Origin of the sequence: Nakamurella sp. PAMC28650 (assembly GCF_014303395.1) — a bacterium.
Lineage (GTDB): Bacteria > Actinomycetota > Actinomycetes > Mycobacteriales > Nakamurellaceae > Nakamurella.
Map to the genome: position 1 here is coordinate 3,880,267 of NZ_CP060298.1, position 13,288 is coordinate 3,893,554.

A 13,288-nucleotide genomic window follows, 5' to 3' on the forward strand; every position below is an offset into this window, starting at 1 on the left:
CAGGCTCGGCGCGCTCTCGAGGTGAGTGGCCGGCTACTGAACTGTCCTGGCTCCGGTCAGTGACTCGGAGGTGGTAGGACACCCGCAAACGGAGACATGGCCTTCAGCGTAGCGGGGCCGTCCATCCGCGCATACAAAATGGACCGGCGCCACCCGTGCGCGCATACAGGACCGCCCGGCGCAGACAGAAAGTCCCGTTCCGGCCGATTGCGAGGCGGGAACGGGACTTTCCACATGTGTTGGGAAGAACGGTATGCGCCGACGGGCGTGGACCCGGGCGTGGACCCGGGCGTTGACCCGGCGGGCTGGTCAGATGTTGAAGCCGAGGGCGCGGAGCTGCTCCCGACCGTCGTCGGTGATCTTCTCCGGGCCCCACGGCGGCAGCCAGACCCAGTTGATCTTGTAGTCGGCGACGAGCTCCTGGCCGGGGCCCATGATGGCCGCCGCGACCTGGTCCTCGATCATGTCGGTCAGCGGGCAGGCCGCGCTGGTGAGCGTCATGTCGATGGTGAGAGTCTTGGCCTCATCGACGGTGAGGTCGTAGATCAGGCCGAGGTCGACGATGTTGACACCCAGTTCGGGATCGACGACGTCGCGCAGCGCCTCCTCGATGTCCTCGATCAACGCGGCATCGACCGGAGCCGCCGTCACTGCCACCAGCGCATCGTCGAGAGCGGCCGCTCCCCGAGCGACACGGTCGTCTGACCCGTGGTCGTGCCCGGCGTGGTCGTGCCCGGCGTGGTCGTGCCCGGCATGGTCGTGGGTTTGAATCGACGCCTCGGTCATTCGGCCGCGCTCCTATCGGTGTGCAGAAACATCAGGCAACTGCTTGTACTGCTGCATCCTTGCGTCAACCGAATCCGATTCAAGGACTGCATCAGGCGACCGCTTGTACTGCTGCATCCTTGAATGCCATCCAGCCCAGCAGGGCGCACTTGACGCGCGCCGGGTATTTGGAGACGCCGGCGAAGGCGATGCCGTCTCCGAGGGTGTCCTCGTCGCCGGCGATCTTGCCACGACTGGTCACCATCGCGTTGAACTCGTCCAGCGTCGCCAGGGCGTCGGTCAGGGTGCGGCCGATCGCCAGGTCGGTCATCACCGAGGTGGCGGCCTGCGAGATCGAGCAGCCCATCGCATCGTAGGAGATGTCCTGGACGACCGCATCCGTGCCGCGGCCGGATAGTTTGACCCTCAGGGTGATCTCGTCGCCACAGGTCGGATTCACGTGATGCACCTGGGTGTCGAACGGGTCGCGGAGCCCGTGGTGATGCGGCGCCCGGTAGTGATCCAGGATGATCTCCTGGTAGAGCTGCTCCATCTGCATGACCCGTCCTCCTTACTTCGCCGAAGAATGCGCACCGAAGAAGCGCTGTGCTTCGCGGACGGCATCCACCAGCACCTCGACCTCGCCCGGTGTGTTGTAGATGGCGAACGAGGCCCGCACGGTCGCCGCCAGGCCATAGCGGCGGTGCAACGGCCAGGCGCAGTGGTGTCCAACACGTACCGCAACACCGGAATCGTCCAGAATCTGCCCGACGTCGTGCGCGTGGACGCCATCCACCACGAACGAGACAGCACCACCACGATCGACGAGGTCGGACGGACCGATGATCCGGATCCCCGGCAGGGCCGACAACTGCTGCAGCGCAAGGCCGGTGAGCTGTGCCTCGTGGTCGGCAACCGCCTTCATCCCGACCGTCTCGAGGTAGTCGACGGCAGCCCCGAGGCCGACCGCCTGCGAGGTCATCGGGACCCCCGCCTCGAATCGGGCCGGCGGCGCGGCAAAGGTCGAATGATCCATGAAGACCTGTTCGATCATCGATCCACCGGTGAGGAACGGCGGCATCTCCGCGAGCAACTCGTAGCGGCCGTACAACCCGCCCACGCCGGACGGGCCCAGCATCTTGTGGCCGGAGAACGTCAGGAAGTCCACCCCGAGCGACGAGACGTCGACGCTCGAATGCGGTACGGACTGACAGGCGTCGAGCACGGTGAGCGCTCCCACCTCTCGGGCGGCCTCGACCAGCACCTCGACCGGGTTGATGGTGCCGAGGACGTTGGACTGGTGCGTGAACGCGACCACCTTCGTCCGGCTGTTGATCAGGGTCTTGATCTGCGACAGGTCGAGGCGGAAGTCGTCCGTCAACCCGAACCAGCGCAGGGTGGCTCCTGTGCGGCGCGCCAGTTCCTGCCACGGGATGAGGTTGGCGTGATGCTCCATCTCGGTGACCAGGATCTCGTCGCCGGGACCCACCTCGAACCTGCCACCCTGTCCCCCACCGGCGCCCGCAGCGCCGGTCGAGGCGTTGCCCAGCGAATAGGCCACCAGGTTGATGGCCTCGGTGGCGTTCTTGGTGAAGATCAGTTCTTCGGGGCGTGACGCACCGATGAAGGCCGAGATCCGGTCGCGGGCACCCTCGTAGAAGTCAGTGGCCTCCTCGGCCAGGGCGTGCGCTCCGCGATGCACCGCCGAGTGGTGCCCGGTGATGTACTCCTGCTCGGCGTCGATGACGGTGATCGGGCGCTGCGACGTAGCCCCGGAATCCAGATACACCAACGGCTTTCCATCACGAACGGTGCGCGACAGGATCGGGAAGTCCGCACGGATCACCTCGACGTCGAAGGCCGGCGCTGCCGGTTCCGTCCGGTCCAGATCCGTCACCTCGTGGAGCGCGGTCACACCGAGCCTGCTCCCACTGCGCCTGCTCCGACTGCGCCTGCTCCGACCGTGCCTGCTCCGACCGTGCCTGCTCCAACCGTGCCGACTCCGATGCCCGCGAACCGGACGTACCCGTTGGCCTCCAGCTCGTCGGCCAGATCGGGTCCACCCGACTCGACGATCCGGCCGGCCACGAACACGTGCACGTGGTCGGGCTTGATGTAGCGCAGGATCCGCGTGTAGTGGGTGATCAGCAGAACGCCGACCGCCTCGCCACCTTCGGTCGACGACGCCTTGTAGCGGTTGACGCCTTCGGAGACGATCCGCAGTGCGTCTACGTCGAGCCCGGAATCGGTCTCGTCCAGGACGGCGATCTTCGGGCGGAGCAGCGACATCTGGAGGATCTCCTGACGCTTCTTCTCGCCGCCCGAGAAGCCCTCGTTGACGTTCCGGTCGGCGAAGGTCGGGTCGATCTCGAGGTCCGTCATCGCGGACTTGACCTCTTTGACCCACTTGCGGATCGGCGGGGCCTCACCACGAACGGCGGTGGCCGCGGTGCGCAGGAAGTTGGACGTCGAGACGCCCGGAATCTCCACGGGATACTGCATGGCCAGGAACAGACCGGCGCGGGCCCGTGCGTCCACCGTCATGGCCAGGACGTCCTCGCCATCGAGGGTGACCGTGCCGGAGGTGACCTGGTACTTGGGGTGACCGGCCAGCGAATAGGCCAACGTCGACTTGCCGGAACCGTTGGGGCCCATGATCGCGTGCGTCTCACCGGAGGTGACCGTCAGGTCGACGCCGCGCAGGATCTCCTGCGGCCCGTCTTCGGTCTGCACCGACACGTGCAGGTCACGGATCTCGAGTGTTGACATAGTTGACAAGCTCCATCTTTGCTGCGAAGGGAGGGGCCGTACCCGACCCGTGGACAAGGGGTCTGCTAGATGCCGATGACGGCGAGTTCGGTCTCGATCGTTGCGCTGGCCCGCTCGATCACGGATTCCACTCCGAGTTGGTGCAGCACCTCACCGAAGAACCCACGCACCACCAGGCGGCGGGCGATGGGCTCCGGGATGCCGCGGGAGAGCAGGTAGAACAGCTGCTCGTCATCGAACCGGCCGGTGGCGCTGGCATGGCCGGCTCCAACGATCTCGCCCGTCTCGATCTCCAGGTTCGGCACCGAATCGGCGCGGGCGCCTTCGGTCAGCAACAGGTTGCGGTTCATCTCGTAGGTGTCGGTGCCCTCGGCGGTGGCCCTGATCAACACATCGCCCACCCAGACCGTGTGCGCCGACTTCCCTTGCAGTGCACCCTTGTAGAGGACCCGGGACTTGCAGTGCGGGGCATTGTGATCCATGAACAGGCGATGCTCGAGATGCTGACCGGCATCGGCGAAGTAGACACCGAGCATCTCGGCGTCGCCGCCGGGACCGTCGTAGCTGACCGACCCGACCACTCGCACGAGATCCCCGCCGAAGGTCAGCGCAGCATGCTTCACCGTCGCATCCCGCCCCACCAGCACGTGGTGGTGCGAAAGGTGAACGGCATCGCCGGCCCAGTTCTGCTCGGAGACGTAGGTCAGCCTGGCGCCCTCCCCGACGACGATCTCGACGTTCTCGGAGACGGTCGCCGAACCCTCGTAGGCCACCACGACCTGGGCCTGGGCGTGATGACCGACGCGGACCACCAGATGAGCGGCAACGGCCTCGCCGATCGAGTTGCCGTGGAACGTGACGACCACCGGGGCTGCGGTGCTGACCTCCGGGGCGATGTCGATCAGGTAGACCGAGTCGGCGGCCTGGAACGTCCGCGCCGAGGCGTAGTCGATCGGCAGGTACTTCGAGATTCCCTTGACCGCAGCAGCTTCCGTGCCGGACAGGGTTCTGGCCGTGACGCCGTCCTGACCCTGCACGGTGATGGTGAAGTCGGAACCGGTGAAGGCTGCGTCGCTGTGCAGACCGCGCAGGCGACGTAGCGGGGTGAACCTCCACGCCTCTTCGCGGCCGGTGATCGGCCGGTGGTCGGCGAGGTCGAGGGATCCGACGCGGCCCGAGTGCGAGCCCACTCCGACATTCCTTCCTCCGACGACGGTCTCGGCAGCATGATCGCCACCGAGTACCGGGCGGTCCTGCACGACTGGGGTGGCCACGTTCAGCCCACCGACCCTTCCATCTGCAGTTCGATCAGGCGGTTCAGTTCCAGCGCGTACTCCATCGGGAGCTCGCGGGCGATCGGCTCGATGAAGCCACGGACGATCATCGCCATCGCCTCGTCCTCGGTCAGTCCGCGGCTCATCAGGTAGAACAGCTGCTCCTCGCTGACCTTGGACACCGTCGCCTCGTGCCCCATCGACACGTCGTCCTCGCGGACGTCGACGTACGGATAGGTGTCGCTGCGCGAGATGGTGTCGACCAGCAGCGCGTCGCACTTGACCGTCGACTTGCTGTGGTGCGAGCCGGGATTCACCCGGACCAGTCCGCGATAGGACGTGCGGCCACCGCCGCGGGACACGGACTTCGAGATGATGTTCGACGAGGTGTGCGGCGCCAGGTGCAGCATCTTGGCTCCGGTGTCCTGGTGCTGGCCCTCGCCGGCGAAGGCGATCGACAACACCTCGCCCTTGGCGTACTCCCCCGTCATCCAGACGGCCGGGTACTTCATGGTGACCTTGGAGCCGATGTTGCCGTCGACCCACTCCATGGTCGCTCCGGCCTCGGCCTTGGCCCGCTTCGTGACCAGGTTGTAGACGTTGTTCGACCAGTTCTGGATGGTCGTGTAACGGCAGCGGCCACCCTTCTTGACGATGATCTCGACGACGGCGGAGTGCAGCGAATCGGACTTGTAGATCGGCGCGGTGCAGCCCTCGACGTAGTGCACGTAGGCGTCCTCGTCGACGATGATCAGCGTCCGCTCGAACTGGCCCATGTTCTCGGTGTTGATGCGGAAGTAGGCCTGCAGCGGGATGTCGACGTGCACGCCCTTGGGGACGTACACGAACGAACCGCCGGACCAGACGGCGCTGTTGAGCGCGGAGAACTTGTTGTCGCCGGAGGGGATGACGCTGCCGAAGTACTCGCGGAACAGATCGGGGTACTGCTTCAGCGCGGAGTCGGTGTCCAGGAAGATCACGCCCTGGTCCTCGAGCTCCTTCTGGATGGAGTGGTAGACGACCTCGGACTCGTACTGGGCTGCGACACCCGAGACCAGGCGCTGCTTCTCGGCCTCCGGGATGCCCAGCTTCTCGTACGTGTTCTTGATGTCGTCGGGAAGGTCCTCCCAGGTCGCGGCCTGCTTCTCGCCCGAGCGAACGAAGTACTTGATGGTGTCGAAGTGGATGCCGGACAGATCGGCGCCCCAGGTCGGCATCGGCTGGCGTTCGAACAACTTCAGGGCCTTGACCCGGAAGTCGGTCATCCATTCCGGTTCGCTCTTCTTGTCCGAGATGTCGCGGACGACGTCCTCGTTGATCCCGCGCTTGGCGGCGGCACCGGCGACATCGGAGTCCGACCAGCCGAAAGCGTAGTGGCCGAGCGAGTCGATGGCTTGTTCCTGCGTGAGCTCGGGGCGCTCGGCGATGTCGAGAATGCGTTCCGGAGCAGTCGTCATGACGGTCCTTCCCTGTGGCGCTGGGTGTGGCTGAATGGTGTCGGCGGGGGTCCTGCGCGTTGGAGCTGCACTGCTGGATGGGACGGGTCGGGCTGGATGGGACGGGTGTCTCGGGGTGGGACGGTTCAGGCGGGTGCGGTCGCCGGCCGCAGGTGCGCGGCCGGGATGAAGGTGGTGCAGAACGAGTCGCCCCTGGCGATGGTGGCGAGCCTCTGGGCATAGGTACCCAACGCTTCGGTGATCACCGTCATTTCTTCCTCGCACAATTGCGGGAATCTGGCGGCGACGTGCGCGACCGGGCAGTGGTGCTGGCAGAGCTGCTCGCCGATGCCCACCTCCTGCACCGATGCCGCGAACCCGGCCGCGGTGAGTGCACCGGCCAGGATCTCGGCCTTGGCCGGCACATCGGGGGCGGCGGCGAGTTGTTCGCGAACCCCGTCGACCAGGCCTTCGGCGCGGCGACGGGCGAAGGCGGTGATCGCGTCCGGCCCGGCGGCATCGGCCAGGAACTCGAGCGCCTCGACGGCCAGCGAGTCGTAAGCGTGGGGCAGCCGGGTGCGTCCGATCTCCGTCAGCAGATAGGTGCGGGCCGGACGTCCACGTCCCCGGCGGCCGATGGTGCTGGCCTCCCGGCTGACGATCGCACCTTCGGCCAGCAACTGGTCCAGGTGACGGCGGATGGCCGCGGGCGAGAAACCGACCCGTTCGGCCAGGGCCGCTGCCGTCATCGGGCCACCGGACAGGAGCAGACGGACGACGGTCTCGCGGGTCCGTACCTCCGCGCTGCCCTCCGTCGACGGGGCGCCCGACCGGTCTGACGGTGCATCCGGCCGGTCTGCGGACGGCACGGGGCCATCGATCGCCACACCGGCAAATGTTTTCACAACACCAGTGTGACCTTTTTCCGCCCGAAGTTCAAAGAGGTGAGCAGGACAGCATAGATAGCCGACCCGGGCCAAGGCAAGCCTTACCTACATGAACCTACCCGGGTGGGCGTCGATCAGGCGCGCGTGGATCAGGCCTGCATGGATCAACATGGCCCATTTGGGACCAGAGGGACAGGAGTCGTCGAGATCATCCATGCCTGGGAAGTTGATCCACGCCGGACGGGGGGGCTCATAGACTGCCCCGATGACCACCGGCGGATCGACGAGCGTCGTCGGCTCGTTGCCGGGGGTGCTGGACGCCACTGAACGCCGGCAGCTGTCGCGGCTACGGCGTTGGGGGACGGCCGGAGCGCTGCTGATGATGGTGGGCTCCACGTCCTCCTACGGCGCCGCGACGCCGATCCCCAACCCGGTCGACGGACTGCGCATCCTGGGGCTGCTGTCACGCATCGGCCCGGCAGCGCTGGCCGTCTCGTACTCAGGCATCGGGCTGCTGGTCTTCTGCTGGTTCATGGTCGGCCGGCTGACCGCTCCGGGGCGGGTCCGTCGGCTCTCCAGGACCCAGCTGACCCACACGCTGGCCATGTGGATCGTGCCCTTCCTGGTGACGCCGCCGATCTTCTCCCGGGACGTCTACTCGTACCTGGCCGTCGGCGCCATGATGGTGCACGGGGACAACCCCTATCAGTTCGGCCCCTACACCGCGCTCGGTGACGGCAACGCCCTGGCGCATCAGGTAGACCTGCGGTGGCAGTACACCTCCTCGCCCTACGGACCGGCCTTCCTGCTGATGGCCAAGGGCGTCGTACTGGTCACCGGCAACCACGTCATCCTCGGCGTCCTGCTCCAGCGATACGTCGAACTGATCGGCATCGCCCTGATCGTCTGGGCGCTTCCCAGACTCGCCCGCCGCTGCGGCATCGACCCGGTCAGCGCGCTGTGGCTCGGTGCCCTCAACCCCCTGCTGCTGTTCCACCTCGTCGCCGGCGGTCACAACGAGGCCCTGATGATCGGCCTGATGCTGGCCGGACTCGAGGTCGGACTGTCCGCGATGTGCCCGACCGGCCGCTACCGGGGCGGGGACCTGGGCCGGGTGGTGGGCGGAACGGTCCTGATCACGATCGCCGCCGGCATCAAGGTCACCGCGGCAATGGGTCTGGCATTCCTGGCCATCGCGCTGGCCCGGCGGGCCGGCGGTCGCTGGCCGGATCTGTTCCGGTGGGCCGGGCTGTCGGCCGGGGTGGTCGTGGCGACCTTCGGTGTCCTGACGCTGGCCGCGGGGGCCGGGCTCGGCTGGATCCACGCGCTGTCGGCGCCCGGCAGCGTGCAGTCGTTCCTGTCGCTGTCGACCAGCCTGGGGTTCGGCGCCGGTCAGATCGGTCTCCTGCTCGGGCTGGGCGATCACACGGCCGGGGCCATCGACGTGATGCAACCGCTCGGCACCGGGGTGGGCGGCCTGCTCGCCGTGCTGGTCATGTGGCGTTGCTGGCAACGGCGGATCGAGCCCGTCCAGGGCCTCGGGCTGGCGCTGGGAGCCTTTGTCCTGCTGAGCCCCGTCATCCAGCCGTGGTACCTGCTGTGGGCGGCCCTCCCACTGGCCGCGTCGACGGGTCTGTCGCTGTACCGCCGTGCGGCCGTCTGGTTGACCACCCTCTTCTCGGTGATCATCATGCCGAACGGGTCCACGATTCCCGTCTTCACCATCGTCCAGGCCGTGGTGGTGGCCGCCGCGGTGGTCGGCGGAGTGCTGTTGCTGCTCAGACGGTCCGGGCTGCCGCAGCCCGATCCCGCACCCGGTGGGCTGCTGCACCCGGTCACGTCGCCCGCCCAGCGGGCCAGGGCCGTTTCCACGGCACCGGACACCTCGCGCCAGTGATTGCCATCCCACCGGCAGCCTTCGATACGACGCACGACGGCACGAATCCCTACCATCGGAAGACGTGACACCGACGCCCGCCGTCCCGAGCACGTCCGGGACCGAGAATTCCGCACGACGCGCCCCGGACGAGGCTCCTGCGGCAGCCATCGTCGTCGAGGGGCTGCACCGAAGTTTCGGGTCGGTCAACGCGGTCGACGGGTTGTCCTTCCAGCTCGCGCGCGGATCGTTGCTGGCCCTGCTCGGACCGAACGGCGCCGGCAAGACGACCACCGTCGAGATCTGCGAGGGCTTCACCAGGGCCGACGCCGGCCAGGTCCGGGTACTCGGCCTCGACCCGTGGCGGCAGGGGTCGGCCCTGCGTCCTCGCATCGGCGTCATGCTGCAGGCCGGTGGAGCCCATGCCTCGGCCAGGACCGGTGAGATGCTCCACCTGATGGCCAGCTGCTCGGCCAATCCACTCGACCCGGCGTGGTTGCTGGACATCCTCGGACTGGCGTCCTCCGAGCGCACGCCTGTCCGCCGACTGTCAGGCGGTCAGGTCCAGCGCCTCAGCCTCGCGATGGCCCTGGTCGGCCGCCCGGAGATGCTGTTCCTGGACGAGCCGACCGCCGGGATGGACCCGCAGGCCCGGCATCTGGTCTGGGACCTGCTGCGTGCCGCGCGCAGCGACGGGGTGTCGATCCTGCTCACCACCCACCTGCTCGACGAGGCCGAACTGCTGGCCGACCGGATCGTCATCATCGACAACGGCCGCAGCGTCGCCGACGGCACGCCCGCCGAGCTGACCGGCGGGAGCTCGTCGCAGCTCCGGTTCACGGCAAGCCCGGGGCTCGACCTCGACCTGCTGCGGCGGGCGCTTCCACTGGGTTTCGTGGTGGTGGAGCAGACACCCGGCCGCTACCTGCTGGAGGGCGAGATCGTGCCGTCGACCATGGCCACCGTCACCTCGTTCTGCGCCAGGGTTGGGGTGCTGCCCACGGGCCTCCAGGTGGGCGCCAGATCACTCGACGAGGTCTACCTCGAACTGACCGGCAAGGAACTACGCGGATGACCAATTCCCCCGAAACCAGGATCACGCCGGCGGCCGAGCGGCCCGGTTCGCCGTTCGCCCCGGGTGCGTTCGGCCCCGATCCACGACGCGCGCCGGCCTGGCGGATGGTCAGGGCCGCGTCCGGGCTCGAGCTGAAGATGTTGCTGCGCAACGGGGAACAGCTCCTGCTGGCGGTGATCATCCCGCTCGCGGTGCTGATCGGCCTCACCACGGTGAGCATCGTCGAACTGGCCACCCCGAGGGTCGACACGGTGACTCCCGGCGTGCTCGCCCTGGCGATCATGTCCACGGCCTTCACCTCGCAGGCGATCACCACCGGCTTCGACCGTCGCTACGGCGTGCTGAAGCGGCTGGCCGCAGCGGGTGTCGGCAAGAACCTGCTGGTGGCCGGCAAGTGCGGGGCGGCGCTGGTGGTGATCGTCGGGCAGTGGGTGGTCCTGGGTGTCGTCGCTTTCATCCTCGGGTGGCACCCGCACGGCAACCCGATCTGGCTGGTCCTGCTCGCGCTGCTCGGCGCCGCCGCGTTCATCGGGCTCGCGCTGCTGCTGGGCGGCACCCTGCGCGCCGAGGCCGTCCTGGCTCTGGCGAACGTGATCTGGTTCGCGATGGTGCTGGTGGGCGGGGTCGTCATCCCGCTGACCAAGGGACCGCAGTGGCTCCGGGTGATCGGTGAGCTGACACCGGCCGGAGCCCTTTCGACCGCTCTGCGTGACGTCCTGCAGCGCGGCGCCGCACCAACTGCTGCAAGTCTGCTGGCCCTGGTCTTCTGGGTCGTCGTGGGGTGGGGCGGCACCGTACGGTGGTTCAAATGGCAGTGACCATCGACTCCAGACCGCAGACCACCGCCCGGAATCCGGGATATCCGTGGTGGCGCCGCTGGCCGACCCGCCGGGTGCAGCTCGTCATCGCCTGGCTCGCGGTCATCACCAACGGCGGGATCGCCGTCACCGGCGCGACGGTCCGGGTCACCGGCTCCGGGCTGGGATGTCCGACCTGGCCCCAGTGCCAGCCCGGCTCACTGGTCCCGGTGTCCCGATCCGGTCTGGCCGCCTTCCACCAGGCCGTGGAGTTCACCAACCGGACGTTGACCGGTGCGGTCCTGATCCCCTCCCTCGGCATCTTCCTGGCGCTGCTGCTCAATCCGCAGAGCCGTCGCAAGCTCACCTGGCTGGCCGCTGTGCTGCCGTTCGGCGTGCTCGTCCAGGCGGTCTGGGGCGGCATCACCGTCCGGACCGGCCTGGCCTGGTGGACCGTTGCACCCCACCTGCTGTTGTCGCTGGCCCTGCTGTTCGTCGCCATCGTCGTGCTGGTCAGGGTCGGCGAGACCGATGCCCCGGCAGTCGATGTCGTCCCCCGGGCCCTCAAGCTCCTCAGTTGGGCGACCGTCGGTGTGCTCGTCCTGCTGTGCATGGCCGGCACGCTGGTCACCGCCGCCGGTCCGCACGGCGGCGACTCGTCCACGCCCCGACTGGACTACCCGGTGGAGAAACTGGCACAGCTGCATGCCGACCTGATGTTCCTGTACTTCGGCCTGCTCATCGCGATGACGGTCGGCTTCCTGGCCGTGAAGGCGCCGCGAAAACTCGTCAGGCGGACGGTCGTCCTGATCCTCGTGACGGGCGCCCAGGGCGCCATCGGTCTCGTCCAGTACGCCACCGGGGTCCCCGAGGCGTTGGTCGTCTCGCACGTCCTCGGTGCGGTCGTCCTGACGGCGACCGCCGCGGCCGTTGCGCTGAGCACGAGAACACGGATTCCGGCCCGGTAGACGCGCTCACCTGACCCCCGCCCGTCAGCAGTCGACGAACGGGGTGAGCCTGCTGGCTGCTATCCGGACGCGATCCAGGTTTGCCCACGCGCAGCAGGTCAGCGGCCGGTGCCTCGCATCAGCAGGCGGTCGGCCGGGCTCACGGTGACCTTGCCGGTCAGCTCCCGGTCCCAATTCGCCACGGGGATCCCAGCCACCTCGCAGGCCGCGGCGGCCTCTTCCATGCTGCCGACCACCGCATCGGTGAACGGCCCGTTCTCGGACACGACGACGATCCGGGCGCCGCGGCGTCCCATGTAGTTGATCACCGCTGTGCCGCTGCCGCCGTTGGCGGAGGTGAACGAACGAAGACGCGTTGCCAAGCCCGAGACGTCCGGCACCGGAACCCCGGACGAATCCTCGGTGGGCGCGGCCGTCATCTCGGCCACCCGATCACGGACAGTCCGACGGCCGAGTCGACCGCCCACGCGACCGAGATGGCCGTCAGGTACAGGTTCGAGAGATGGAACAGCGTCATCGGCTGCGCCGGGACACCCTTCAGCACCCGGAAGTGCAGCATGTGGGCGATGCCGAGGAAGACCAGCCCGGCCGGCAGGGCCACCGCGGCATAGATCCAGGACGAGGCCGGGATCAGCAGCAGTGAACAGACCACCATGGCCCAGGAGTAGATGACGATCTGGCGGACGACGACCCGCTCGGGTGCGACCACCGGGAGCATGGGCACACCGGCCGCGGCGTAGTCCTCGCGGTAGCGCATGGCCAGCGCCCAGGTGTGCGGGGGGGTCCAGAAGAAGATGACGCCGAAGAAGACCCACGCGGGCCAACCGATACCGCCCGTGATGGCCGACCATCCGATCACCACCGGCATGCAACCCGCGAGACCGCCCCAGACGATGTTCTGGCTGGTCCGGCGCTTCAGCCAGAGGGAGTAGACGAAGACGTAGAACAGGATGGCCACGACGGCCAGCACGGCCGCCTGCCAGGTCGTGGTCCAGGCCAGGAAGGCGCAGGACGCGACGCCGAGCGCGATGCCGAAGATCAGTGCGTTGCGGGTCGGCATCAGGAGCCGGGCCAGCGGGCGTGCTCTGGTGCGGCGCATCACAGCGTCGATGTCGGCATCGACCACGCAATTGAGCGCGTTGGCGCTCCCGGCGGCGAGGGTGCCACCGACCAGGGTGGCGAGCACGAGCCAGATGGTGGGGACGGATCGCTGTGCGGCGAACATCGCCGGGATGGTGGTGATCAACAACAGCTCGATGATGCGCGGCTTCGTCAGCGCGACGTAGGCACCGACCTTGACCTTGAAGGACAGGGAGCCCGCGGCCGGTTCGGCGACCACCGCAGACTCGCCGGCCGAAGTCCGTGACGCCAACGCCTACCTCCAGATGTCATTCCCACGCCACCCCGGGGAGCGGCACGCAGACGAGATTGCCGTCTGCCA

General features: G+C 67.9%; 13 protein-coding genes. 4 read left to right on the forward strand and 9 right to left on the reverse strand.

What is annotated here, in order from left to right:
- Nucleotides 1-309: 309 nt before the first annotated feature.
- The 7 genes from H7F38_RS17470 to H7F38_RS17500 form a co-directional block, all read right to left on the reverse strand.
- The gene (locus H7F38_RS17470; protein ID WP_187091024.1) at nt 310-786 is read right to left on the reverse strand and encodes a metal-sulfur cluster assembly factor; all 477 of its coding nucleotides are present in this window, start codon (nt 784-786) and stop codon (nt 310-312) included.
- 91 nt (nt 787-877) lie between these two features.
- Nucleotides 878-1,324 carry a Fe-S cluster assembly sulfur transfer protein SufU gene (sufU, locus tag H7F38_RS17475; protein WP_187091025.1) on the reverse strand — a complete coding sequence of 149 codons (447 nt, stop codon included), beginning with the start codon at nt 1,322-1,324 and terminating at the stop codon, nt 878-880.
- A gap of 12 nt (nt 1,325-1,336) precedes the next feature.
- Nucleotides 1,337-2,680 (reverse strand): cysteine desulfurase, encoded by a 1,344-nt coding sequence (locus H7F38_RS17480; protein ID WP_255498040.1) that lies wholly within the window; start codon nt 2,678-2,680, stop codon nt 1,337-1,339.
- Nucleotides 2,677-3,534 (reverse strand): Fe-S cluster assembly ATPase SufC, encoded by an 858-nt coding sequence (gene sufC, locus H7F38_RS17485; RefSeq protein ID WP_187091026.1) that lies wholly within the window; start codon nt 3,532-3,534, stop codon nt 2,677-2,679. Before sufC ends, H7F38_RS17480 begins: the two co-directional genes overlap by 4 nt.
- A gap of 65 nt (nt 3,535-3,599) precedes the next feature.
- Entirely contained in the window at nt 3,600-4,808 is a 1,209-nt protein-coding gene (gene sufD / locus H7F38_RS17490; protein WP_187091027.1) for a Fe-S cluster assembly protein SufD, read from the reverse strand.
- Nucleotides 4,809-4,810: 2 nt separating this feature from the next.
- Nucleotides 4,811-6,265 carry a Fe-S cluster assembly protein SufB gene (gene sufB, locus H7F38_RS17495; protein WP_187091028.1) on the reverse strand — a complete coding sequence of 485 codons (1,455 nt, stop codon included), beginning with the start codon at nt 6,263-6,265 and terminating at the stop codon, nt 4,811-4,813.
- Nucleotides 6,266-6,390: 125 nt separating this feature from the next.
- Nucleotides 6,391-7,149, reverse strand: a complete 759-nt coding sequence (locus tag H7F38_RS17500; protein ID WP_255498042.1) for a metalloregulator ArsR/SmtB family transcription factor — start codon at nt 7,147-7,149, stop codon at nt 6,391-6,393.
- 247 nt (nt 7,150-7,396) lie between these two features.
- Between H7F38_RS17500 and mptB the strand changes: the two genes are divergently transcribed.
- The 4 genes from mptB (at nt 7,397) to H7F38_RS17520 (ending at nt 11,847) form a co-directional block, all read left to right on the forward strand.
- On the forward strand, nt 7,397-9,028 hold the full coding sequence (mptB, locus tag H7F38_RS17505; RefSeq protein ID WP_187091029.1) for a polyprenol phosphomannose-dependent alpha 1,6 mannosyltransferase MptB: 1,632 nt from the start codon (nt 7,397-7,399) through the stop codon (nt 9,026-9,028).
- A gap of 148 nt (nt 9,029-9,176) precedes the next feature.
- A complete protein-coding gene (locus tag H7F38_RS17510; protein WP_222618717.1) occupies nt 9,177-10,082 on the forward strand; it encodes an ABC transporter ATP-binding protein in 906 nt (301 codons plus the stop codon).
- Complete coding sequence (locus H7F38_RS17515) at nt 10,079-10,900, forward strand: ABC transporter permease (RefSeq protein WP_187091031.1); 822 nt, start codon at nt 10,079-10,081, stop codon at nt 10,898-10,900. Before H7F38_RS17510 ends, H7F38_RS17515 begins: the two co-directional genes overlap by 4 nt.
- The gene (locus H7F38_RS17520; RefSeq protein ID WP_187091032.1) at nt 10,891-11,847 is read left to right on the forward strand and encodes a heme A synthase; all 957 of its coding nucleotides are present in this window, start codon (nt 10,891-10,893) and stop codon (nt 11,845-11,847) included. Before H7F38_RS17515 ends, H7F38_RS17520 begins: the two co-directional genes overlap by 10 nt.
- Nucleotides 11,848-11,945: 98 nt before the next feature.
- Here the strand turns inward: H7F38_RS17520 and H7F38_RS17525 are convergent, their stop codons facing one another.
- Together H7F38_RS17525 and H7F38_RS17530 are read right to left on the reverse strand one after the other, a co-directional pair.
- Nucleotides 11,946-12,266 (reverse strand): hypothetical protein, encoded by a 321-nt coding sequence (locus tag H7F38_RS17525; protein ID WP_187091033.1) that lies wholly within the window; start codon nt 12,264-12,266, stop codon nt 11,946-11,948.
- A complete protein-coding gene (locus H7F38_RS17530; RefSeq protein WP_370531385.1) occupies nt 12,263-13,186 on the reverse strand; it encodes a heme o synthase in 924 nt (307 codons plus the stop codon). The genes H7F38_RS17525 and H7F38_RS17530 overlap by 4 nt, the downstream gene beginning before the upstream one ends.
- Nucleotides 13,187-13,288 lie beyond the last annotated feature (102 nt).